Annotated in this window: 22 protein-coding genes and 5 tRNA genes; 19 read left to right on the top strand and 8 right to left on the bottom strand. The window is 64.1% G+C overall.

From position 1 onward, the window contains the following. Positions 1-99: 99 nt before the first annotated feature. Genes ccoP through ccoN form a run of 4 tightly spaced genes read right to left on the bottom strand, consistent with a single transcriptional unit; the run spans position 100 to position 3,326 of the window. The gene (gene ccoP, locus ACZIYR_RS03515; protein ID WP_473032423.1) at positions 100-1,029 is read right to left on the bottom strand and encodes a cytochrome-c oxidase, cbb3-type subunit III; all 930 of its coding nucleotides are present in this window, start codon (positions 1,027-1,029) and stop codon (positions 100-102) included. Then, positions 1,026-1,268: a cbb3-type cytochrome oxidase subunit 3 gene (locus ACZIYR_RS03520; protein ID WP_473032424.1), complete on the bottom strand. Its 243-nt coding sequence runs from the start codon at positions 1,266-1,268 to the stop codon at positions 1,026-1,028. The genes ccoP and ACZIYR_RS03520 overlap by 4 nt, the downstream gene beginning before the upstream one ends. Before the next feature lie 2 nt (positions 1,269-1,270). Then, entirely contained in the window at positions 1,271-1,879 is a 609-nt protein-coding gene (gene ccoO, locus ACZIYR_RS03525) for a cytochrome-c oxidase, cbb3-type subunit II (RefSeq protein WP_238976815.1), read from the bottom strand. A 22-nt stretch (positions 1,880-1,901) separates the two neighbouring features. Next, positions 1,902-3,326, bottom strand: a complete 1,425-nt coding sequence (gene ccoN, locus ACZIYR_RS03530; protein ID WP_473032426.1) for a cytochrome-c oxidase, cbb3-type subunit I — start codon at positions 3,324-3,326, stop codon at positions 1,902-1,904. Positions 3,327-3,490: 164 nt separating this feature from the next. On the opposite strand from ccoN, the gene ACZIYR_RS03535 reads away from it, so the two are divergent. The 7 genes from ACZIYR_RS03535 (at position 3,491) to ACZIYR_RS03565 (ending at position 7,082) form a co-directional block, all read left to right on the top strand. Then, the gene (locus ACZIYR_RS03535; protein ID WP_483528218.1) at positions 3,491-4,219 is read left to right on the top strand and encodes an alpha/beta family hydrolase; all 729 of its coding nucleotides are present in this window, start codon (positions 3,491-3,493) and stop codon (positions 4,217-4,219) included. Positions 4,220-4,261: 42 nt separating this feature from the next. Further along, positions 4,262-4,337: transfer RNA gene (locus ACZIYR_RS03540), tRNA-Val, on the top strand. Between the two features lie 40 nt (positions 4,338-4,377). Continuing rightward, positions 4,378-4,454 (top strand) — tRNA-Asp (locus tag ACZIYR_RS03545). A 28-nt stretch (positions 4,455-4,482) separates the two neighbouring features. After that, positions 4,483-4,559: transfer RNA gene (locus tag ACZIYR_RS03550), tRNA-Asp, on the top strand. A gap of 50 nt (positions 4,560-4,609) precedes the next feature. Next, positions 4,610-4,686 (top strand) — tRNA-Val (locus ACZIYR_RS03555). Between the two features lie 3 nt (positions 4,687-4,689). Then, positions 4,690-4,766, top strand: a tRNA-Asp gene (locus ACZIYR_RS03560). Between the two features lie 306 nt (positions 4,767-5,072). Beyond that, positions 5,073-7,082: an FAD-dependent oxidoreductase gene (locus tag ACZIYR_RS03565; protein WP_473032428.1), complete on the top strand. Its 2,010-nt coding sequence runs from the start codon at positions 5,073-5,075 to the stop codon at positions 7,080-7,082. A 12-nt stretch (positions 7,083-7,094) separates the two neighbouring features. Here the strand turns inward: ACZIYR_RS03565 and ACZIYR_RS03570 are convergent, their stop codons facing one another. From ACZIYR_RS03570 to ACZIYR_RS03580, 3 genes are read right to left on the bottom strand one after another with little or no spacing between them, the layout of a single operon-like run. After that, on the bottom strand, positions 7,095-8,171 hold the full coding sequence (locus ACZIYR_RS03570; RefSeq protein ID WP_473032429.1) for a response regulator: 1,077 nt from the start codon (positions 8,169-8,171) through the stop codon (positions 7,095-7,097). Next, the gene (locus ACZIYR_RS03575; protein ID WP_473032430.1) at positions 8,168-9,511 is read right to left on the bottom strand and encodes a sensor histidine kinase; all 1,344 of its coding nucleotides are present in this window, start codon (positions 9,509-9,511) and stop codon (positions 8,168-8,170) included. Before ACZIYR_RS03575 ends, ACZIYR_RS03570 begins: the two co-directional genes overlap by 4 nt. Next, positions 9,508-10,017, bottom strand: coding sequence for a putative pterin-binding protein (locus ACZIYR_RS03580; protein WP_473032431.1), 510 nt, complete (start codon positions 10,015-10,017; stop codon positions 9,508-9,510). Before ACZIYR_RS03580 ends, ACZIYR_RS03575 begins: the two co-directional genes overlap by 4 nt. Before the next feature lie 316 nt (positions 10,018-10,333). Here ACZIYR_RS03580 and ACZIYR_RS03585 point away from each other — a divergent pair, with 316 nt between their 5' ends. The 8 genes from ACZIYR_RS03585 to ACZIYR_RS03620 all read left to right on the top strand — a co-directional run bounded on the left by ACZIYR_RS03585 (position 10,334) and on the right by ACZIYR_RS03620 (position 19,453). After that, positions 10,334-11,299, top strand: coding sequence for a hypothetical protein (locus ACZIYR_RS03585; RefSeq protein WP_483528219.1), 966 nt, complete (start codon positions 10,334-10,336; stop codon positions 11,297-11,299). A 63-nt stretch (positions 11,300-11,362) separates the two neighbouring features. Continuing rightward, a complete protein-coding gene (locus tag ACZIYR_RS03590; protein WP_483528220.1) occupies positions 11,363-11,530 on the top strand; it encodes a hypothetical protein in 168 nt (55 codons plus the stop codon). Further along, the gene (locus tag ACZIYR_RS03595; protein WP_483528221.1) at positions 11,531-12,457 is read left to right on the top strand and encodes a WD40 repeat domain-containing protein; all 927 of its coding nucleotides are present in this window, start codon (positions 11,531-11,533) and stop codon (positions 12,455-12,457) included. It abuts the gene before it with no gap. Between the two features lie 155 nt (positions 12,458-12,612). Beyond that, positions 12,613-13,596 carry a hypothetical protein gene (locus ACZIYR_RS03600; protein ID WP_473032436.1) on the top strand — a complete coding sequence of 328 codons (984 nt, stop codon included), beginning with the start codon at positions 12,613-12,615 and terminating at the stop codon, positions 13,594-13,596. A 126-nt stretch (positions 13,597-13,722) separates the two neighbouring features. Further along, positions 13,723-14,352 carry a hypothetical protein gene (locus ACZIYR_RS03605; protein ID WP_473032437.1) on the top strand — a complete coding sequence of 210 codons (630 nt, stop codon included), beginning with the start codon at positions 13,723-13,725 and terminating at the stop codon, positions 14,350-14,352. Positions 14,353-14,647: 295 nt separating this feature from the next. Further along, positions 14,648-16,570, top strand: a complete 1,923-nt coding sequence (locus ACZIYR_RS03610) for a PrkA family serine protein kinase (protein ID WP_483528222.1) — start codon at positions 14,648-14,650, stop codon at positions 16,568-16,570. Positions 16,571-16,594: 24 nt separating this feature from the next. Beyond that, entirely contained in the window at positions 16,595-17,878 is a 1,284-nt protein-coding gene (locus tag ACZIYR_RS03615; RefSeq protein WP_483528223.1) for a YeaH/YhbH family protein, read from the top strand. Positions 17,879-17,896: 18 nt separating this feature from the next. Then, positions 17,897-19,453, top strand: coding sequence for a SpoVR family protein (locus tag ACZIYR_RS03620; protein ID WP_483528224.1), 1,557 nt, complete (start codon positions 17,897-17,899; stop codon positions 19,451-19,453). Between the two features lie 106 nt (positions 19,454-19,559). On the opposite strand, the gene ACZIYR_RS03625 is transcribed toward ACZIYR_RS03620, so the two are convergent. Further along, positions 19,560-19,874, bottom strand: coding sequence for a high-potential iron-sulfur protein (locus ACZIYR_RS03625; protein ID WP_473032438.1), 315 nt, complete (start codon positions 19,872-19,874; stop codon positions 19,560-19,562). A 199-nt stretch (positions 19,875-20,073) separates the two neighbouring features. Here ACZIYR_RS03625 and ACZIYR_RS03630 point away from each other — a divergent pair, with 199 nt between their 5' ends. The 4 genes from ACZIYR_RS03630 to mnhG all read left to right on the top strand — a co-directional run bounded on the left by ACZIYR_RS03630 (position 20,074) and on the right by mnhG (position 21,837). Next, positions 20,074-20,553 carry a methylated-DNA--[protein]-cysteine S-methyltransferase gene (locus ACZIYR_RS03630; protein WP_483528225.1) on the top strand — a complete coding sequence of 160 codons (480 nt, stop codon included), beginning with the start codon at positions 20,074-20,076 and terminating at the stop codon, positions 20,551-20,553. Positions 20,554-20,741: 188 nt separating this feature from the next. Further along, positions 20,742-21,224, top strand: coding sequence for a Na+/H+ antiporter subunit E (locus tag ACZIYR_RS03635; protein ID WP_483528226.1), 483 nt, complete (start codon positions 20,742-20,744; stop codon positions 21,222-21,224). Further along, on the top strand, positions 21,224-21,511 hold the full coding sequence (locus tag ACZIYR_RS03640; protein ID WP_473032441.1) for an MrpF/PhaF family protein: 288 nt from the start codon (positions 21,224-21,226) through the stop codon (positions 21,509-21,511). The genes ACZIYR_RS03635 and ACZIYR_RS03640 overlap by 1 nt, the downstream gene beginning before the upstream one ends. Then, positions 21,508-21,837 (top strand): monovalent cation/H(+) antiporter subunit G, encoded by a 330-nt coding sequence (gene mnhG / locus ACZIYR_RS03645; protein ID WP_473032442.1) that lies wholly within the window; start codon positions 21,508-21,510, stop codon positions 21,835-21,837. Before ACZIYR_RS03640 ends, mnhG begins: the two co-directional genes overlap by 4 nt. Positions 21,838-21,856 lie beyond the last annotated feature (19 nt).

A 21,856-nucleotide genomic window follows, 5' to 3' on the forward strand; every position in this document is an offset into this window, starting at 1 on the left:
CGCTGAAGGGGAGCAGTGCGGTCGGGTCATTGTATCGAGGGGGCATCACAAAGCGAAAGGGTGCGACCCGAGGTCGCACCCTTTCTCGCGGCCGGCGGTTCAGTCGCGGAAACGTAGGCTGTAGACGTAGGCGGCCACCAGGTGGACGCGCTCCTCGCCGATGTAGGCCTCCTGAGCCGGCATGTGACCATTGCGCCCGTTACGCAGGGTCTGGCGCACGGAGTCCGCCACGCTCTGGCCCGGTGCCTGATAGAGCCAGATGTCGTTGGTGAGGTTCGGTGCCCCCAGGGCCTGGTTGCCGGTGCCGTCGGGCAGGTGGCAGGCGGCGCACACCGAGGCATAGACCGAAGCGCCCTGCTCGGCTCGCTCCTCATCGTGGGGCAGGTCCGAGAGCGCCAGCACGTACTGGGTCACATTCTCGATGTTGGTCTCGCCGATCTGCTGGAAGGCGGGCATCAGGCCGCTGCGACCCTGGACCAGGCTGGTCATGATCTGCTCGGGCTCGCCGCCATAGAGCCAATCGTCGTTGGTCAGATTCGGGAAGCCGTAGCCGCCCTGGGCGTTGGCGCCGTGGCACACCGCACAGTTGTTCTGATAGATGCGCTCGGCGACCTGCATCGCCTCGGCGTCGCGGGCCAGTTCGGGAATCGGAATCTCCTGGTACTGGGCGAAGATCGGCGTGAAGCGCTCTTCGGCGCGGGCCACTTCGCGCTCCCACTGCCCCTCCTGGGTCCAGCCCAGCAGCCCGGCGAAGTTACCAAGGCCGGGATAGAGCAGCAGGTAGCCCAGCGAGAACACCACGGTGCCCACGTAGAGCTGGAACCACCAGCGCGGCAGCGGGTTGTCGTACTCCTCGATGCCGTCGGCGGCGTGGCCGGTGGTCTCGACGTTGCCCTCGGCGTCGGGCTGCTTATCGGTCTTCCGGTTGGCATACAGCAGCCAGAAGGCGAAGGCGATGGAGCCCAGCGTGAGGACGATGATCCAGGCGCTCCAGAACCCGGAAAGGGAGTCATCCCATAGATTGTTCATGCGTTCCTGTCTCCCTTGTCTTCTCGGGAATCGACTTGTGGGGATGCGGCCTCGCCCGAGTCGTTCGGCGTCGAGGCGCTCCGGTCACGGTTGGGGCGCTCATCATCCTCGTTGAAGATCAGGTGGGCCGCCTCGTCGAAGTCACGCTTGCGCCGCTTCGAGTAGGCCCACCAGGTGATGCCCAGGAAGGCAATGATCAACAGCCCGGTGATGATGCCGCGAAAGGTGCCGGTATCCATGATCAGCGCGTACCCTCGAGCACGGTGCCCAGCTGCTGCAGGTAGGCGACCAGGGCGGTGATCTCCTGCTGGCCGCGTACCTCGCGGGTGGCGTTCTCGATGTCCTCGTCGGTATAGGGGACGCCGAGCGCTCTGAGGGCACGCATCTTCTTGGGCGTATCCTCGCCGTCGAGGGTGCGCTCGAACAGCCACGGATAGGCGGGCATGATCGAGCCGGGCACCACGTCACGCGGGTTGTACATATGGGCGCGGTGCCAGTCGTCGCTATAGCGGCCGCCGACGCGGGCCAGGTCCGGGCCGGTGCGCTTGGAGCCCCACAGGAAGTTGTGCTCGTAGATGAACTCCCCGGCCACGCTATAGTGGCCGTAGCGCTCGGTCTCGGCACGGAACGGGCGGATCATCTGCGAGTGGCAGCCAACGCAGCCCTCGCGGCGGTAGATGTCGCGGCCCTCCAGTTCCAGCGCGGAGAGCGGGCGCAGGCCGTCCACCGGCTCGGTGGTCTGCTTCTGGAAGAACAGCGGCACGACCTCGGCCAGGCCGCCGAAACTGATCACCACCAGGATCAGGACGGCGAGCAGGCCCACGTTCTTTTCGACGATCTCGTGTTTCATCGGTTTCGGTATCCCCGGTTGCTCAGGCGGTCTGCGGAATCGGCTGACGCGCGGCTTCGCTACGCTTGATGGTCATGAAGACGTTGTAGGCCATGATCAGCATGCCCACGACCCAGAAGACGCCGCCGATCAGGCGCACGATGTAGCCGGGACCGCTGGCCTCGACCGACTCCATGAAGGTGTACATCAGGGTGCCGTCCGGATTGATGGCGCGCCACATCAGGCCCTGGAGGATGCCGTTGACCCACATCGAGGCGATGTAGAGCACGGTGCCGATGGTGGACAGCCAGAAGTGCGCGGCGATCATGCCCACCGAGTACATCTCGGTGCGGCCGAAGAGGCGCGGGATCAGGTGATACATGGAGCCGATGGTGATCATCGCCACCCAGCCGAGTGCCCCGGCATGCACGTGACCGATGGTCCAGTCGGTGTAGTGGGACAGGGCGTTGACGGTTTTCACCGCCATCATCGGGCCTTCGAAGGTGGACATGCCGTAGAAGGCCAGGGCCACGACCAAGAAGCGCAGGGTCGGGTCGGTGCGCAGCTTATGCCAGGCGCCGGAGAGGGTCATCATGCCGTTGATCATGCCGCCCCAGGAGGGCGCCAGCAGGATGATCGACATGATCATGCCCAGCGACTGGGCCCAGTCGGGCAGGGCCGTGTAGTGCAGGTGGTGCGGGCCGGCCCACATGTAGATCATGATCAGCGCCCAGAAGTGCACGATCGACAGGCGGTAGGAGTAGATCGGGCGCTCCGCCTGCTTGGGCACGAAGTAGTACATCATCCCCAGGAAGCCGGCGGTCAGGAAGAAGCCGACCGCGTTGTGGCCGTACCACCACTGCACCATGGCGTCGATGGTGCCTGAGTAGAGGGAGACGGAGTACATGGCGGTGACCGGAATTGCGGCATTGTTGACGATATGCAGCACCGCCACGGTGAGAATGAAGGCAGCAAAGAACCAGTTGGCCACGTAGATGTGAGAGGTCTTGCGCAGCTTGATGGTGCCCAGGAAGACGATGGCATAGCTCACCCAGACCACGGCGATCAGGATGTTGATCGGCCACTCCAGCTCGGCGTACTCCTTGGTGGTGGTGTAGCCCAGCGGCAGCGTGATGACCGCCGAGAGGATCACCGCCTGCCAGCCCCAGAACGTAAAGGCCGCCAGCTTGTCAGAGAAGAGCCGCGTCTGGCAGGTGCGCTGCACGACGTAATAGGAGGTGGCAAAGAGTGCCGAGCCGCCGAAGGCGAAAATGACGGCATTGGTATGCAGCGGTCGCAGACGGCCGAAGCTCGTCCACGGCAGGTTAAGGTTGAGTTGCGGCCAGACCAGCTGTGCGGCAAGGATGACACCGATGAGCATGCCCACGATGCCCCACACCACTGTCATGATCGCAAACTGCCGAACTACCTTGTAATTGTAGGTCGGGTGCTCTAATGCTGTGCTCATGTCAGGTTCCCATCGAACGCGGTATCGAGAAGCGACTGTGGCAGCCTGCCGCAGCCGTCGCTCCCGGTAGAGGTGATGCAGGTCAAAACACCCCGGATTCTAGCGCAGGCACGTGACAGACTGAAACATGGCCATTGGTGAAAACTCATAGTGGAGTTTGACGGGTGTCGAATTTTGCACGACTTGAGCGGGTCGCAATCCCCCCGGCGGGTGTGGCGGAGTCGCTGTGCGCCGGAGCGGCCGAGAGCTGGCAAGTCGAGGGGATGGGGCCGCTCGACGTGCAGGGCAGCGGCACCGTTGGCAGGCTGTTGATTGCCCACGGGGCGGGCGCTGGGCAGGGGTCGGAATTCATGCGGACGCTGCGCGATGCCCTGGCTCTGCGGGGCGTGCAGACCCTGGCCATCGAGTTCGACTACATGCAGCGCATGCAGCAGGAGGCGCGTCGGCGACCGCCGCCGCGCATCGATCGCCTGGTGGATGAACTCGCTGCCTGGTGCGACATTCTGACACACTCCAAGCTGGGGCCGCTCTGGCTGGGCGGCAAGTCCATGGGGGGGCGTGCCGCTAGCCTGCTGGCGGCACGCGACCAGGCGCCGGGCCTGATTCTCTGCGGCTACCCCTTCCATCCGCCGGGCAAGCCGGAGCGCCTGCGCCTGGCCCACTGGCCGCTGCTCGCCTGTCCGACGCTGGTGGTGCAGGGCAGTCGCGACCCCTTTGGCAGTCGAGACGAGATCGAAGGCTATGCGCTGCCCGATTCGGTGGCCGTCCACCTGCTGGAAGACGGCGATCATGACTGGAAGCCGCGGCGCGCCTCGGGACATACCCAGCAAGGGCATATCGAGGCGGCGGCCACGGCGATCGCGTCGTTCATGGGCGAGTGCGAAAGGCGTTGACAACCGGCGCCGGCCCTGTAGAATGCAGCGCCACGTGACCGGGGGTGGTTAGCTCAGCTGGGAGAGCACCAGCCTTACAAGCTGGGGGTCACAGGTTCGAACCCTGTACCACCCACCATCGCCGCCGAGCGGCGCCGATCACGTAGGAAACACGCAGCGGACCGGTAGTTCAGTTGGTTAGAATGCCGGCCTGTCACGCCGGAGGTCGCGGGTTCGAGTCCCGTCCGGTCCGCCACATGTTTCCGTTGCCGCAGTCGTCTTGCGGACCGGTAGTTCAGTTGGTTAGAATGCCGGCCTGTCACGCCGGAGGTCGCGGGTTCGAGTCCCGTCCGGTCCGCCACGATGGCTTGGCAATGCGGTAATAAGCAGTACGACAATTGCGTGTAGCGTGGGTGATTAGCTCAGTTGGTTAGAGCACCAGCCTCACATGCTGGGGGTCACTGGTTCGAATCCGGTATCACCCACCACGCGGACCGGTAGTTCAGTTGGTTAGAATGCCGGCCTGTCACGCCGGAGGTCGCGGGTTCGAGTCCCGTCCGGTCCGCCATCGCAGTCGTAAGAATTCCGACCCCGAGCCCACGGCTCGGGGTCGTTCGTTTTGTGCCTTCTCCTGCACGTGTCTCTATGTGTCCGCCGATCCTTTGCGGCCTTCTCCCCTCCTCCCCACCCTCGGTGCGGATCACGTATTTCCTGGCCCCGGCTTCGCCAAGGTGCTATGTCCTTAGCAGCTAGGCCCATAGCCGCTAAGGGGTGGGCAGGGTGCTTTCTCTTTGCGCATCGCGGCCGACTATCATACAGTTGTTTGAATTTCGTCTGTCCGACACCGTGACACGATCAGCAGGAGGTATCCGGCGTGCGCTACCCGAATCTTTTCCAACCGCTCGACCTGGGCCATCTGACGCTGCCCAATCGGGTGCTGATGGGGTCCATGCATACCAATCTGGAGGAGGCGCCCGACGGCTTTGCACGGCTGGCCGCTTTCTACGCCGAGCGGACCCGGGAGGGGGTGGGGCTGATCGTCACCGGCGGCATCGCCCCCAACCCCGAGGGCGCGGTGTTCGACGGCGCGGCGACGCTGATGCGTCCCGACCAGGTGGCCGACCATCGCGCGGTGGTCGAGGCGGTCCACGCCGAGGGGGGGCGTCTCTGCCTGCAGATTCTACATGCCGGGCGCTACGCCTATTCGCCGGCGCTGGTAGCGCCCTCGCCGATCCAGGCGCCGATCAATCCCTTCAGCCCGCGTGAACTGACCGCGGACGAGGTCGAGCAGCAGATCGATGACTATGTGCGCTGTGCGACCCTGGCCCGGGAGGCCGGCTACGACGGCGTCGAGGTCATGGGCTCGGAAGGCTATCTCATCAACCAGTTCCTGTGTCTGCGCACCAACCGACGCAGCGATGCCTGGGGTGGCCCCTTCGAGAACCGCATGCGCTTCGCCGTCGAGATCGTCTCGCGCATCCGCCAGGCGGTGGGCGAGGATTTCCTGATTATCTTCCGCCTGTCGATGATCGACCTGGTGGAGGAGGGCAGTACCTGGGAGGAGGTGGTGACCCTGGGGCGCGCCATCGAGGCCGCTGGCGCCAGCCTGATCAATACCGGCATCGGCTGGCACGAGGCCCGGGTGCCCACCATCGTCACCAGCGTCCCCCGTGCGGCCTTCACCGAAGTGACCCGGCGCATGAAGGCCGAGCTCTCCATTCCGCTGATCACCACCAATCGCATCAACATGCCGGCGGTGGCGGAGAAGGTGCTGGCCGAGGGGCATGCCGATATGGTCTCCATGGCGCGCCCCTTCCTTGCCGACCCCGCCTGGGTGAGCAAGGCGGCCGAAGGGCGCGACGAAGAGATCAATACCTGTATCGCCTGCAATCAGGCATGTCTGGATCATACCTTCCAGGGCAAGCTGACCTCCTGCCTGGTCAACCCCCTGGCCTGCCACGAAACCGAGCTCGTCATCGAGCCTGCTGAAACACCGCAGGAGGTGGCCGTGGTCGGTGGTGGGCCGGCCGGGCTGGCGGCGGCGGTCACGGCAGCCCGCCGCGGTCATCGGGTGACCCTTTTCGAGCGCACAGCGGAGCTGGGCGGCCAGTTCAACCTGGCGCGTCAGATTCCCGGCAAGGAGGAGTTCGACGAGACGCTGCGCTACTTCCGGGTGATGCTCGACAAGTACCGTGTCTCGGTGCGCCTCAACGCCGAGGCGGATGTCTATGGGCTCAAGGACTTCGACGCGGTGGTGCTGGCCAGCGGGGTTCGCCCGCGACCGCTGGAGCTGCCTGGCAGCGATCACCCCAAGGTCATGAGCTATCCCATGGCCATCCTGCACCCCGAGCGTGTCGGGCGGCGGGTGGCGATCATCGGCGCCGGTGGCATCGGCTTCGACGTGGCCGAGCTGCTGACCCATGTGGGGCACCCGGCGCTGGACACCCAGGCCTGGTGTGCCGAATGGGGCGTGGATCTGAGTGTAGCCGGGCGGGGCGGTATCACCGAGCCCCAGCGTCCGGACACGCCGCGCCAGGTCACCCTGCTGCAGCGCAAACGCTCCAAGCCCGGCAAGGGGCTTGGCAAGACCACTGGCTGGGTGCACCGTGCGTCGCTCAAGCACCGTGGGGTCGAGACACTGGCCGGCTGCGAGTATATGGGCATCGATGATGAGGGCCTGCACATTCGCCTCGACGGCGAACCGCGGCTGCTGGCGGTGGACAGCGTGGTGGTCTGCGCCGGCCAGGAGCCGGTGCGCGATCTGCTCGAGCCGTTACGCTCGGCCGGCGTGGCGGTGCACCTGATCGGCGGCGCCGACGAGGCCGCCGAGCTGGACGCCAAGCGTGCCATCGAGCAGGGCACCCGGGTGGCGGCTGGTCTATGACCGGCGGCTGCCTCAGTTCAAGGCGACCGACATCGAGCCCGAGAGCACTAGCGCGATGAGTTCGGCCTGGCGATGGGTGTCGGTCTTCTGGAACAGGTTGCGCAGGTGAAAGGCAACCGTGGTGCTCGATACCGACATCTGCTCGGCGATCTCGTCGCTGCGCAGCCCCTCCGCCAGGGCCAGCGCGATCCGCGCCTCGGTGGGGGTCAGCCCGAACAGGCTGGCGAGCACCGTCTGGGGGACGCGGGCCCGCTTTTCAGGATCCGCGAGCAGAATGACGGCGGCCGGCTCCTGGGCAAGGCCGCCGACGTCGCCCAGCGAGCAGGCCAGCACTAGCAGGGCGCGTCGCTTTCCTGGGCGGGCCAAGCGCAGGCAGTTCACGGCCTCCCGACCGGCATCGCTGGCCGACAGCGTGGCGCGTATCGTCTGGCGCAGTGCCTGGCTGTCGGTACCGCTGCTGATCGACAGGCCGTGCGTGACCTCGAGTCCCTCGACTTCTCCGGCCAGCTGTCGAGCGGCGCGATTGGCATATAGCAGCTGGCCGTCTGGGCCCAGCAGCACCATGCCCGGAGCCACCAGGTCCAGGGCTCGCGTAGCGGCGGAAAATGCCTGGCTGCTGGCTTCATGGCGAAGGTCGGTCATCGCCTGGCGCAGCTCGTCGATCTCCCGTGAGGCCTTGCGACGCATGCGCCGCACCTGGCGCAGGCGAGCCTCCAGGGTGGCCAGCATCAGATCGAAATCGATCGGCTTGACCAGGTAGTCGTCGGCGCCCAGCCGCTTGCCATCAATGACATCGCGAGGGTCGGAGAGCGCGGTCAGGAACACGAAGGGCATGTCGGCGAGGTCGGGGCGGGTATCGCGAATCTCGCGCAGCACCTCATAGCCGTTACGCCCGGGCATGTTGATATCGCACAGGATCAGGTCCGGTGCCACGGCGTGAATCTGGCCCACGGCCTCCTCGCCGTCGGCGGCTTCGATTACCGCATAGCCGGCATCGCGCAGCTCGTCACGGATATGGCCGCGCAGCTCAGCGTGATCTTCGGCGAGCAGTACCAGCGGCGTGTCATGGGTGAGGGGCGTCTCGCTCATGGTGTGGCCTCCCTGTCGTCGAGCGGTAGTGTCAGCGTCATGGTGGTGCCGGCGTTCTCCCTCGAGTGCACGCTGATTTCGCCATGCTGGAGCCGGGCTAACTGGCGGGCGATGTGCAGTCCCAGCCCGATACCCTGGGACGAGGTGGCGTTGCGCGCCCGGAAGTAGCGCTCGAACAGCTGGGGCAGGTCCTGCTCGGCAATGCCGATCCCGGCGTCGATGATACAACATTCGGCTTTTCCGCCGTGTCGGGCCAGATGGACCTTGACCGTCGTCTCCTCGGGCGAATACTTCAGGGCGTTGGCGATCAGGTTGGCCAGTATCTGCTCGGTCAGCGAACGGTCGCAGCGCACGGCGAGCTGCGCGACACCTTCCAGGTCGATGCACCGTTGGCCGGAGGCCTCCTGCTGCAGCCGGCAGACCTGCTCGGCAATGCGGCGCAGATCGTGGCGGGCCGGGGTGACGGTTACCTGGCCGCCATCCAGCCGCGCCGTGGTCAGCGAGTTGTCGACCAGGCGCGTCATCTGGCCCACGGCATCACGAACCCGGCCGTAACGCGCCTGCCGCTCCTCTGGCGACATCCGTTCGCCGCGTCGGATCAGGCGCTGCAGGCCGGCGTCGATCACCGCCAGGGGCGTGCGAAATTGATGCGACACCATGGCGGCGAAGCTGCGATAAAACTCGCTGAGCGCTCGCTCTTGATCCAGTGAGCGTTCCAACTGCTGGGCCATCAGACGCTGACGTATCGCACCAATCAGCAGGGTGGCAAGCAGCAGTCCGCTGAGCAGGATGCCCACCACCGAGGCAATCACCTGCAGCAGGCTGCTGCGGTGGCGATCCAGTCGCTCGCCGGTGTTTTCCCACTCTTCGATCATCACCGCATTGGCGATGCGGTTGAGGGATATCATCATCGGCTTGAGCCGCGTGTAGATGGCATCGGCCGCCTCGAGACGACCCGGCTGGACGTCATCGAGCAGCGGTTCCACGGCCTGGAGCTGCTCGAAAGCCTCGTCCACCGCCTCGGCGAAGCCAATCTCGGCGAGGTAGCGGCGCTGGGGGCCTTCATCGAGTAGAACCAGTCGACTGGCCAGGACGTCATGGCGCAGCGTGGGGTGTGCCTGCTCGTCGCCGAGCACTCGCCGGTGGACCTCCTCGTCGAGTCGGTGGCTGGCGACCTGGGCCTGGGTGATGACCCACAGCATGTTCTCGCTGACATTGCTGCGCATGTCCTGCTCCACCTGAAACAGGCGCAACAACGAAAAGCCGAGAAAGGCAGCGAAGGCGACCACGGCAACCATCGGCAGCAGGTAAGGCGGTCGATGTCGCAGCCAGGACCTCATTGAATCTCCAGATGCTCCAGCTGCCAGACCCAGCGGTAGTCATAGCGGATATCCTGCAGGGCCGTGTGGTCGTCGCGGGGATAGACGATCCACAGCGGCCCTTTGTCGCGTGGGGTTAGCTCTTCGCCGTCCATGTGGGTAGCCACCACGACATCGAAATCACGAAAGTCATCCAGCGGAATGTCGACGACATAGTCGTTGAGCGCCGTCGCCACGGCGGTGTCACCTTCGGCACCGACCCATTCCAGCAGGTCGCGCATCAAAAATCCCTCGAAGCGGTTGACGCCGTCGGTAACGACGGTCGAGGTATCGAGCCGCTGGCGTGGGAGCTCGGTCAGCAGAGCGCGATCGAAATGGGCTTCGTCACCGACATTGGTGCGCGCGATCTCCCCGCTGACGCGCAGCAGTGGGGGACTATCGGGAACCGGTAGGGCCGCGGCGGACGCTTGGGCAGCCAGCAGTCCGCAGACAACACCCGTGAGTATGGCGTGGTAGCGTTTTAGCATGGTGGTCTCCTCGGCAATGCGATCGGGTCGTGCACACCATAGCCAATATCGTGCCTCCTATCTTCCGACCGGCAGACTGGGTTGTCCCCGTTCAAACGAATGGGGGAAGTCTGATATGAATCCACTAGGCTTGATCATGCAGAATGACCAGTGCATTGGGTAGAGCGGCGAGGCGGCTGGCGTCGAGTACGCTGGCCTTTCCGGTTGTTGCGCCGGCCACGCATGCGGTGGTGCCGTGGGCCCATCGATTCCATTCCGGTTGGGGGGTGACATGACACCTGAGACACTTCGACAGCCCGCTGTCAAGGAGCGTGTTGTGCAGCTGGGCTATCTGCTCAAGCACACTTTCGCCCTAGTGGGCCGCGACCCGGGGATTCTCAGGCCCTGGATTCGCATGTCCGTCTACGGGGTGGTGATGGCCAGCCTATTCTTCATCAGCATGATCGCCCTGTGGGTCAACAACGGTGACATTGGTACCCCGGCGCTGCTGCTGTGCCTTGTGATGTTCGTCTACAAGTACTTCTATTATGTGCGTCAGGAGCTCCGGCAGAGCTGGCTGGTCAGCGAGGCCCTGCAAGGTCATCGGCGCACGGCGTCGGAAGCCAAGGCCAGGGTCAAGGGGTTCAAGGGGGCCAGCCGGCTCATCGCGCTGTTCGAGATGGTGTTCAACGGGGCCTTGAGCTGGGCGCTGCGTATCGGTCGCGTTGGCGTGCTGATGGCGATATTGCTGAAAGGGCTCCGTGAGGTGTGGGACCTGGTCAACCACTATCTGCTGCCCTCGGTGGTCATCGACGGCTACGGCATTCGCGAGAGCGTATCGCGCATGAAGCGACTCAAGGAGAACGTGCCCGAGACCCTGGCCGGGGTGTTCGGGATCGACGTGGCGGCTCGGGCCGTGGGCACCATCATGTTCCCGATCTACGTCCTGATGGTGCTGGTGGGCTTGCTGATCGGCATCTGGGTGGGCGATCCCCAGTCACCCTACTACCTGGGGGACCCCCTGGCGGGCACGGCGATGGCCGGTGCCGGGCCGCTGCCGGACACCCTGCCCATCACGGCCCTGCCCATTCTGATCGCCCTGTGGATCGCCAAGCTGTTCAGCGTGGTGCTGGAGCGCATGGCCGCCTCGGTCAAGGTGATCTACTTCTCGATCTTCTACATGCGGATTACCCACGCCGATGACATCGTCCCGGAGATCCGCGGCGAGCTGGAAGCCTATCTGCGCATGGAGGCCGAAGACCCCGAGCCGGTGGCGGCGCCAGGCAGTCAGGGGAGCCCGTAACCACTTATGCCACATATAGCAGGCTCCGGACGCATAAAAGCACGGCAAGAGGAGGTATCGACAATGTTTTACTGGCGCCACGCCGTCATGTCCCGTTGCCCGGCGGCCTGCCGCGCGCTTGTGCTGGGTATATTGGCATTGCTGCCGGCCCTGGCACTGGGCGGTGGCTCGGCCGATTGGGCAGCCGCCGAGATGCAGCATGAGTTCGAGCTGGAGTCGAGCGTCGAGTAGTTGGCGTTCTCCTCCGATGGCGCCCTTCTGGCGAGCGGAAGCGAGTCGTCCCTGAAGGTGTGGGAGACGGCCACCGGCAGGCTGAAACAGCAGCTGGATGGCCATCGCTCTCCGGAAGTGGACTGGCCGCTCCCCGTCACTGGCCTGGCCTTCAGCCCCGATGGCAGCGTTCTGGCGAGCACCAGCTGGAACCCCGGCGTGATCCCCAAGGCGTCGCTCAAGCTTTGGGACACGGCAACGGGGGAGGCGCTTCACGCCCTGGCGGGTAGCCAGGGGTGTCGCGAGGTCGCCTTTGCGGCCGATGGAGAGAGCGTCTGGGCCGCCTGTGGCCGGGATGTTCAGCGTTACTCTCTGGAGACGGGCGAGCTGCTGGAGCGGGCAGAGCGCTTTCCCGGCGAGCTGCTGCCTCCGGGGGATGCCGAGGCGGCGGCGCCTGAGCTGCCCATGCCCCGGCAGGGACCGCCAACCGCCCTTGCCGTGAGCGAGGAGGGCACCCGCCTGGCCTGGGCCGGCCAGCCGCCGACTTATCCCTCCCCGATTCTGCGCATTTGGCAGGCCGCAGCAACTGCCGATGTCGCCGCCGTGGATCAGAGCAGCGGGGAAGAGGCGGACTATCTCGTCCTCGACCTGCCCGGAGAGACTACCGCGCGCGATCCCGTGACCCTGGCCCGAAAGCACTACAGCCGGGAGCTGCCCAACCCCGTGACCGAGGAGCGCATCGAGCAGTGGATGCTGGACTCGGGGGAGGTACGCGTGATGCTCACCCTGAGCAACCTGAAGGACGATGCCTCACGGGCCTGGCGCTATCGACTCATCTTCGAGCCGCTCGAGGATGGCCGCTGGGAGCTGACTCGGGTGGAGCGCAAGCACCAGTGCCGTCGCGGGCCCACTGAGTCAGATGAGTGGACTACCGAGCTCTGCTATTGACGAGCATGGTGGCGCCTCGATAGGGGGACGGCCGACACATCATGTCCGGCCCAGATGGCTGGCCTCACGGCCCCGTTCGAATGAAGGGGGCCGTGGGGCTGAGACACGTCTAGGCTGTTGCTACCTGAGTATCATTTCATGCGATAGGGGGACCCATGTGGGACTTTCGGATCGGTCAGTCGCTAGGACTGATGGCCAAGACATTGCCCTTCATTCTTTTCCGCCTGGCCGTCTATTTCGGCGTGGCCTTGGCCTATGTGCTGATGACCGGCGTCGGTGCCGGCGTCGGCTGGGGGATCGGCGGCTTCGGTGACGAGGGCTTTCGTGCCGCCTCCACCTTCTGGGGCGGTGTCGTAGGCTTCGGCATCGTCGGCGCCATCATGTACGTGCTGCGCGAGTACCTGCTCTATATGGTCAAGGCCGGCCATATCGCCGTACTGGTGGAGCTGCTCGACAAGCAGCCGCTGCCCGAAGGACGGGGCCAGATCGACCATGCCGCCACCGTGGTCAAGGAGCGCTTCGGTCAGGCCAGCCTGCTGTTCGGTGTCGACCAGCTGATAAAAGGGGTATTGAAGACCCTGACCGGGCTGGCTCGCGGCGTGTTTCGTCTGCTGCCGATTCCCGGGGCCCGCCAGTTCGTTCGGTTGATCGAGATGTTCCTGCGCATTGCCGTGGGCTTCATCGACGAGGTGATCCTGGCCTACTGCATTCGCACCCGCTCCGACAATGCCTGGGCCTCATCCCGCGAGGCCCTGGTGCTCTATGGGCAGAACTACAAGCCGATGCTCAAGAACGCCGCCTGGCTGGCGCTGATCGTCTACGGGCTCTCCTTTGTCGTGTTCCTGGTAATGCTGGCACCGGCCGCCCTGGTGGCCTACCTGATCCCCGGCGGCTGGTCGGCGACCGGTGTGATCGTGGCGCTGCTGTTCGCCTGGAGCGTCAAGGTGGCGCTGCTCGAGCCCTTCGCCATCACCTGCCTGATGCAGGCCTATTTCAAGACCATTGAAGGCCAGCAGCCCGACCCGGAGTGGGAGGCCAAGCTCGATGGCATGTCGAAGCCGTTTCGCAAACTCAAGGAGCGCGCCAAGGAGGCCGGTGGCCAGCAGAAGGATGCCGTTTCCACCGGCAGCGCCGGGTGATGAAAGCCGAGCTGGCGTTTCAGGCAGTTGGAGAGGATGAGGTAAGCCTGTCAGGGCACCTCGAGGGGCTAGAATTCGAGCAGTGGGTTATCTTGATCTCAATACCAACAAATGGGGAAGCAGACCATGGGAATCCTTCGTAGCCGGTTGGGCGTTGCCGCCCTGGGGGCCGCACTGCTTTGGCCGATGGCCGTCCAGGCCCAGGACGAGGTCATCGAGCAGATAGAATTGGGGCTCGAGCTCTATCAGGAAGAGGAGTACGGTGCGGCCATCACCGAGCTGGAGTTTGCCATCAACGATATCCGCAAGCTGATGTCGGGGCGAATCGGCGCGACTTTCCCCGATGCGCCGGATGGCTGGACGGCTGGGGAGGTGGAGTCGGCCGGCGGCGGTGCGGCGGCCATGCTGGGCGGTGCGGGCGGCACCATGCTGCAGCGTCAGTATCGTGAGCAGGACGGCAATGCCCAGCTCGAGGCCTCCCTGATGATCGACAATCCGATGGTGCAGGGCATGGCGGCGATGTTCAGCAACCCGGCACTGATTGCCGCGCAGCCCAACATGGAGCGAGTGCGCCTGGGCCGCGAGTCGGCCATCGTCAAGTGGGAGCCCGATCGCTCCCGGGTCGAGGCGACCCTACTACTCGATGGTCGCATTCTCATGCAGGTGAAGGGCCAGAACCTCGCCTCCCAGGACGTCGCGGTGGAGCTGCTGAGCGCCTGGGACCTGGCGGCCGTGCGTGAGCAGGCCGCGCGCTGATCCCTCCTGGTTGACCCGAAACCGGCCCGACGAACCGACGTGACGGCCCCCTGACCCGGGGCCGTCACGCTTCCTTGGGTACGTCGAAGGGCCTAAGCCAAGCGTCCTTGCAGCGTTTAATGGCTCTCCTGCTGCTGATCGAACCCTGCCTGCTCCCCGCGTTCTCATGGGTACATGTTCCTTGCGTTGATAGCTCGCAGACCGCCATTGGCTGATGCTGTCTAGGCTGATGGGTAACCCACGGAGGCCATGCGGTGTCTCGATGGCTGAAGGGGCGGGCAAACAGGAGGCTTCGATGAGCATCTTCGATCATGTGCAGAATCGCTACGAACGGGTCCGGCAGGAGGAAATGAGCCTGCAGGAGTACCTGGAGCTGTGTCGCGAGGATCCCATGGCCTATGCCAGCGCCGCCGAGCGCATGCTCAAGGCCATCGGCGAGCCCGAGGTGATCGACACGGCGAAGGATTCGCGGCTCTCGAGGATCTTCTCCAACAAGGTGATCCGTCGCTACCCGGCTTTTTCCGAGTTCTACGGCATGGAGGAGGCCATCGAGCAGATCGTGGCCTACTTCCGTCATGCTGCCCAGGGGTTGGAGGAGCGCAAGCAGATCCTCTACCTGCTGGGGCCGGTCGGGGGGGGCAAGTCGTCCCTCGCCGAGCGTCTCAAGCTGCTGATGGAGCGCATTCCCTTCTATGCCATCAAGGGCTCGCCGGTCTTCGAGTCGCCGCTGGGACTCTTCTCCCCCGAGGAGGACGGTGAGCTGCTCGAGAAGGAGTTCCATATTCCGAGTCGCTACCTGAAGAGCGTGATGTCGCCCTGGGCGGCCAAGCGGCTTCAGGAATACGGTGGCGACATCTCCCAGTTCCGGGTGGTCAGGCTTTACCCCTCGCGGCTCAATCAAATCGCTATCTCCAAGACCGAGCCGGGCGATGAGAACAACCAGGATATCTCCTCCCTGGTGGGCAAGGTCGACATCCGCCAGCTCGAGCTCTACTCCCAGGACGATCCCGACGCCTACAGTTTCTCCGGTGGGCTGTGCAAGGCCAACCAGGGGCTGATGGAGTTCATCGAGATGTTCAAGGCACCGATCAAGGTGCTGCATCCGCTGCTGACCGCGACCCAGGAGGGCAACTACAACCCCACCGAGGGCATGGGGGCGATTCCCTTCGAAGGCGTTGTGCTGGCCCACTCCAACGAAAGCGAGTGGCAGACCTTCCGTAACAACCGCAACAACGAGGCCTTCCTCGACCGGGTCTATATCGTCAAGGTGCCCTACTGCCTGCGGGTCACCGAGGAGATCAAGATCTACCAGAAGCTGCTCGAGCACTCCTCGCTCAACCAGGCACCTTGTGCGCCGGATACCCTGCGGATGCTGGCCCAGTTCTCGGTGCTCTCGCGGCTCAAGGAACCGGAGAATTCCAGCATCTATTCCAAGATGCGCGTCTATGACGGTGAGAACCTCAAGGATACCGATCCCAAGGCCAAGTCGATCCAGGAGTATCGCGATGCGGCGGGGGTCGACGAGGGGATGGACGGGCTCTCCACCCGTTTCGCCTTCAAGATCCTCTCCAAGGTGTTCAACTTCGACAATCACGAGGTGGCCGCCAACCCGGTGCACCTGCTCTATGTCCTTGAGCAGCGTCTCGAGCAGGAGCAGCTGCCGCGTGAGACCTTCGAGCGCTACCTCCGCTTTATCAAGGAGTTCCTGGCACCGCGCTACGTGGACTTCATCGGCAAGGAGATTCAGACCGCCTATCTCGAGTCCTACTCCGAGTACGGCCAGAATATCTTCGACCGCTATGTTACCTACGCTGATTTCTGGATTCAGGATCAGGAGTACCGCGATCCCGAGACCGGCGAGCTGTTCAACCGCCAGGCCCTCAACGAGGAGCTGGAAAAGATCGAGAAGCCGGCCGGCATCTCCAATCCCAAGGACTTCCGCCACGAGGTGGTCAACTTCGTGCTGCGGGCGCGTGCCCAGAACAACGGCATGAACCCCAGCTGGCAGTCCTACGAGAAGCTGCGCGGTGTGATCGAGCACAAGATGTTCGCTAACACCGAGGAGCTGCTGCCGGTGATCTCCTTCAACGCCAAGGCGTCCACGGCGGATCAGAAGAAGCACGAGGACTTCGTGGCACGCATGAAGGATCGTGGTTACACCGAAAAGCAGGTGCGGCTGCTGTCCGAGTGGTACCTGCGGGTGCGCAAATCGCAGTAACGGCCGCGAAGGCGGGAGGTCTGCATGACCTATTTCATCGATCGACGCGCCAATGCCAAGCACAAGAGTGCGGTCAACCGGCAGCGCTTCCTCGATCGCTACCGGACCCATATCAAGCGCTCCGTGGAAGAGGCGGTCAACCGCCGCTCGATCACCGACATGGAGCGCGGCGAGAAGGTGTCGATCCCCACCCGCGACATCTCCGAGCCGGTGTTTCAGCACGGTCCCGGTGGCAAGCGCACCATCGTGGCGCCGGGCAACAAGGAGTTTGTCGAGGGGGACCGGCTGCGTCGGCCGGGTGGCGGGGGAGGCGGCGGAGGCGCCGGCGAGGGTAGCGCCTCCAATCAGGGCGAGGGCATGGACGAGTTCGCCTTCACCCTCTCCCGGGAGGAATTCCTCGACTTCGTCTTCGACGGCCTGGAGCTTCCCCATCTGGAGCGCAAGTCGCTGGTGGATCTCGATGAGGTGCGCCCGGTGCGCGCCGGCGTCTCCAAGGAGGGCGTGCCGGCGCGGATCAATATCGTGCGCTCCATGCGTGAGGCCCAGGCGCGACGGATCGCCATGCGCGCGCCGATCCGTCGCGCCCTGCGGGAGGCCCGCGAGGCGCTGGCGGAGGAGGAGCGCAAGGACCCGGTGCTGCGCAACCCCTCGCGTATCGCCGAGCTCAAGGAGGAGATCGAACGCCTGGAGCGGCGCCTGGAGGCGGTGCCCTTCATCGACACCTATGATCTGCGCTACAACAATCTGATCAATCAGCCTCAGCCCTCGAGCAAGGCGGTGATGTTCTGCGTGATGGATGTTTCGGGGTCGATGACCCAGGGGCACAAGGATATCGCCAAGCGCTTTTTCCTGCTGCTCTACCTCTTTCTGGAGCGCAACTACGAGAAGGTGGAGCTGGTGTTCGTGCGCCACCATACCGCGGCCAAGGAGGTCGACGAAGAGGAGTTCTTCTACTCCCGGGAGACCGGTGGGACCATCGTCTCCAGCGCGCTGACCCTGGTCGACGAGATCATCGAGAAACGCTACCCCCCGGGGCAGTGGAATCTCTACGTGGCCCAGGCTTCCGATGGCGACAACTGGGACGACGATTCGGTGAACTGTCGCGAGCTGCTGATGAAATCGCTGATGCCGCGGCTGCAGTACTTCACCTACGTGGAGATCACGCCCCATGCCCACCAGGCGCTATGGGAAGAGTATGAGACGGTGGCCGCCGAGTTCTCCGATCGCTTCGCGATGCGCCAGATCGTCGAGGCCGGCGATATCTATCCCGTCTTTCGCGATCTGTTTCGGCGCCGAACCGCCACCTGATGCGGATGAGGAGGCAGCATGACCCGACGCAAGCCCATCGCTACCGGCTCTGACTGGTCGTTCGAGGTGCTGGAGGCCTACGAGCAGGAGTTAGTGCGCCTGGCCGACGAGTACCGCCTGGACACCTATCCCAACCAGATCGAAATCATCACCACCGAGCAGATGATGGACGCCTATGCCAGCGTGGGCATGCCGGTGGGCTATCACCACTGGTCCTTCGGCAAACAGTTCCTGGCGGTGGAGCAGGCCTACCGGCGTGGCCAGATGGGGCTGGCCTACGAGCTGGTGATCAACTCCGACCCTTGCATCGCCTACCTGATGGAGGAGAACACCCTGATGATGCAGGTGCTGGTGATGGCCCACGCCTGCTACGGCCACAACTCCTTCTTCAAGGGGAACTACCTGTTTCGCACCTGGACCGACGCCAGCTCGATCATCGATTATCTGGTGTTTGCGCGAAAGTACGTGGCGGAGTGCGAGGAGCGTCATGGGGTTACTGCGGTGGAGCAGCTGCTCGATGCCTGCCATGCCCTGCAGAACTATGGCGTCGACCGCTACAAACGTCCTTCACCGATCTCCGCCGAAGAGGAGATGCGGCGCCAGAAGGAGCGTGAGGAGCACCTGCAGGCCCAGGTCAACACCCTGTGGCGCACCATACCCGGCCCGCTGACCAGCGAGGCGCGCAGCGACGATCAGGATGAGGAGGATCCGCTGGGATTGCACGGCGGCGAGCGCTATCCGCCTGAACCCCAGGAGAACCTGCTCTACTTCATCGAGAAGAATGCACCGCTGCTGGCGCCCTGGCAGCGTGAGGTGGTGCGCATCGTGCGCAAGCTGGCGCAGTATTTCTATCCCCAGCGCCAGACCCAGGTGATGAACGAGGGCTGGGCCTCCTTCTGGCACTATACGCTGATGAATCGGCTCTTCGATGAGGGGTTGGTGGACGAAGGCTTCATGCTGGAATTCCTGCAGTCGCATACGGCAGTGGTCAGCCAGCCGCCTTTCGACAGTGCCTATTTCAGCGGCATCAACCCCTACGCCCTGGGGTTCGCCATGTTCAGCGATATCAAGCGCATGTGTGAGGCGCCCACGGACGAGGATCGCGAATGGTTCCCCGACACCGCCGGGGGCGACTGGATCGAGGCGGTGCACTTCGCCATGCGCAACTTCAAGGACGAATCCTTCATTCAGCAATACCTGTCGCCCAAGGTGATCCGCGACCTCAAGCTGTTCATGGTGGTCGACGATGACCAGGAAGAGATGCTGGAAGTGGCGGCGATCCATGACGACCGTGGCTACCGGCGCATCCGTGAGGCCCTGGCCACCCAGTATGCGCTGGCCGTTCGCGAGCCCAATATCCAGGTCTACTCGGCGGACATCCGTGGGGATCGCTCCCTGACCCTGCGCCATGTCCAGGACAGCCGGCGTCCGCTGGCACGCAGCGTCTATCCGGTGATGCGCCATCTCCACCAGCTATGGGGCTTTCCGGTGCGCCTGGAGTCGACCATGGACGACGACAGCGTCGCCCGGCGCTATCAGTGGCCGCTCCCCGAAGAAGAGGCGCGTACGCACTGAGCCCTGGCGGTCATACCAGGCATGGCATATCGTCATCAAGGCAAACGAAACGACCGGGCGGGCGCCCGGTCGTTGACATGCAGATAGTGCACTCGCGACGTTGCCCTCAGGTGATGGGAGCCCAGGATTGGCACCAGCCCTGGGGCTCTACGCTGTGCTGCGGGAACAGCTGGCAGCCTTCCGTATCGGCCTCGAAGAACATGCAGTTGTCACAGACCTCACCCTCTTCGTAGGCCGGGTGGTCGCTGGCATCGCTGGCCACCTCGACATAGTTCAAGGCCTGTGCCTGGTCGTCGTTGGGGTCCAGGCGCGGCAGCGTCTCAGCGAAGGCCTGTTTCGATAGGATGCCCGCGCCCAGGGGCAGGGCGGCCAGGCCCAGCAGGCTGTTGCGCATGAAGTCACGACGGCTCTGATTGCCCATGGAGTCTCCTTATCGTCACGGTCTGAGTTATCGGCCATGATAGCCCTATTGGCGGGTATCATGGAGTCGACGGTAGTCGTCCGTCTGTTGCTCCGACCCGTCTCGGGGCGTTGAGTTCGAAGCGACGCGCCGAACGCTGAAGGAAGCGGTTGGGACGAGCGCCCAGGCGATCGACAGACACAGACAAGGGAGGGGAGAGATGGCAATCTTTACGCGACTGGGCTCGTCGCTGGGCGAGCTGCTGATCGAGGCCGACGAGCACCAGGGGATCACGCGGCTGACCCTCGATGCCGAGGGGCTGGCGGACCCCACCGATGCGCGCCGTGATGACGAGGCGCTGGAGGAAGTGCGCGAGCAACTGCTGGCCTACCTGGCGGGGCGGCGTCGCAGCTTTAGTCTACCTCTGGCGCCGGGCGGCAGCGATTTTCAGCGCCAGGTATGGTCGGCGCTGCAGCGCATTCCCTACGGGGAGACCTGCACCTACGGCGAATTGGCCAGGCGGCTGGGACGCGAGGGAGCGGCCCGGGCGATCGGCGCCGCCAACGGCGCAAATCCCCTGCCGCTGCTGATTCCCTGCCATCGGGTGGTGGCGGCCGGTGGGCTGGGAGGGTACAGCGGAGGGCTCGAACTAAAGCGCCGCCTGCTCGCTCTGGAGGGATTGGATACGGCTTGCTTCTAAGGGCGTGCCGAACGCCAAGGCGGTTGATTTTCCGTTTGAATGAGCGTTAATCGCAAGTGACCATGGGGTAGATAAGGCGGAAATTAAGTACAAAGTCTAAATCAGTCGGCGCGTCATGTGACGGCTGAACGATGTAAGGTGGATAGACCTTATGCGCTAAACTTCCTGCGGTCATTCAAGGGGGCAATGTGCTCAAGTATGCTGTCAGCCTGACTGTCATGATGGCTGCCATCTGGCTGCTGCTGTCCGGTTACTGGACGCATCCGGTTCTTGTGCCGCTAGGCGCTGCATCGGTCGCCCTCACCGTCTATCTTGCATACCGCATGAGAATTCTGGATCGAGAAGGGCATCCCATCCACCTGATGCTCCCCGTCATCCAGTATCTTCCCTGGCTGTTCAAGGAGGTCGTGAAGGCCAATCTGGTGGTGGCCCTTCATATCGTTAGAGGGCGCAAGAGCCTGAGTCCGCGCATTAGCCGCCTGGATGCCACCCAAAAAACCGATCTGGGTAGGGTCTTTCTCGCCAACTCCATCACGCTGACGCCGGGCACGGTGACCGTCTATGTTCGTGAACAGGAGGTGTGGTTCTACGCCTTGACCGAGGAGCTGGAGCAGGGCGTGCTGCGCGGTGAAATGGACCGGCGAGTAACGCAACTCGAGGGGAAATCCTGATGCTGGTTGTTATCGCCCTGGCCGTTCTTGTCAGCATAGGCTGCGCACTGACCCGCGCCTATCTGGGCCCTACGCTCTTCGACCGGCTCCTGGCAGTGAATGTCGTGGGTAGCCTGACGGTACTGCTCATTGCCCTGCTTGGCTTCATCGTCGGCCGTCCTGAGTTCATCGACATCGCCATCGTCTACGCGCTGCTCAATTACATCGGCGTCGTGGCCGTTCTGCGCTTCTTCGAGTCCGGCCGCTTCGGCGCAGCGGGCAGCCGCGATGAGGAGGAGACATCATGAGCCTGTTACTGGATCTGCTCAGCGGGCTCATGCTGGTCAGCGGCGCCATACTGGTGGTCATCAGCGGCGTCGGCCTGCTGCGTTTTCCCGATTTCTACTCCCGTATTCAGGCCGCCGGGATGACCGATACCCTCTGCATGATCCTGATTCTCGGTGGCTTGATGCTCCAGGCCGACTCCTTTGGGGTCGCGGCCAAGCTGCTGTTCACCCTGGTGTTCCTGTTTTTTACCGCGCCTGCCGCCAGCCATGCCCTGACCAAGACGGCGCGCCAGCGCAAGCTCTCTCCCTGGCGGTCTGACAAGGAGGGTGAGTCATCGCAGCCCTGATCGACCTTGTACTGCTGGC

This window comes from Billgrantia sp. NRB1 (assembly GCF_056921725.1).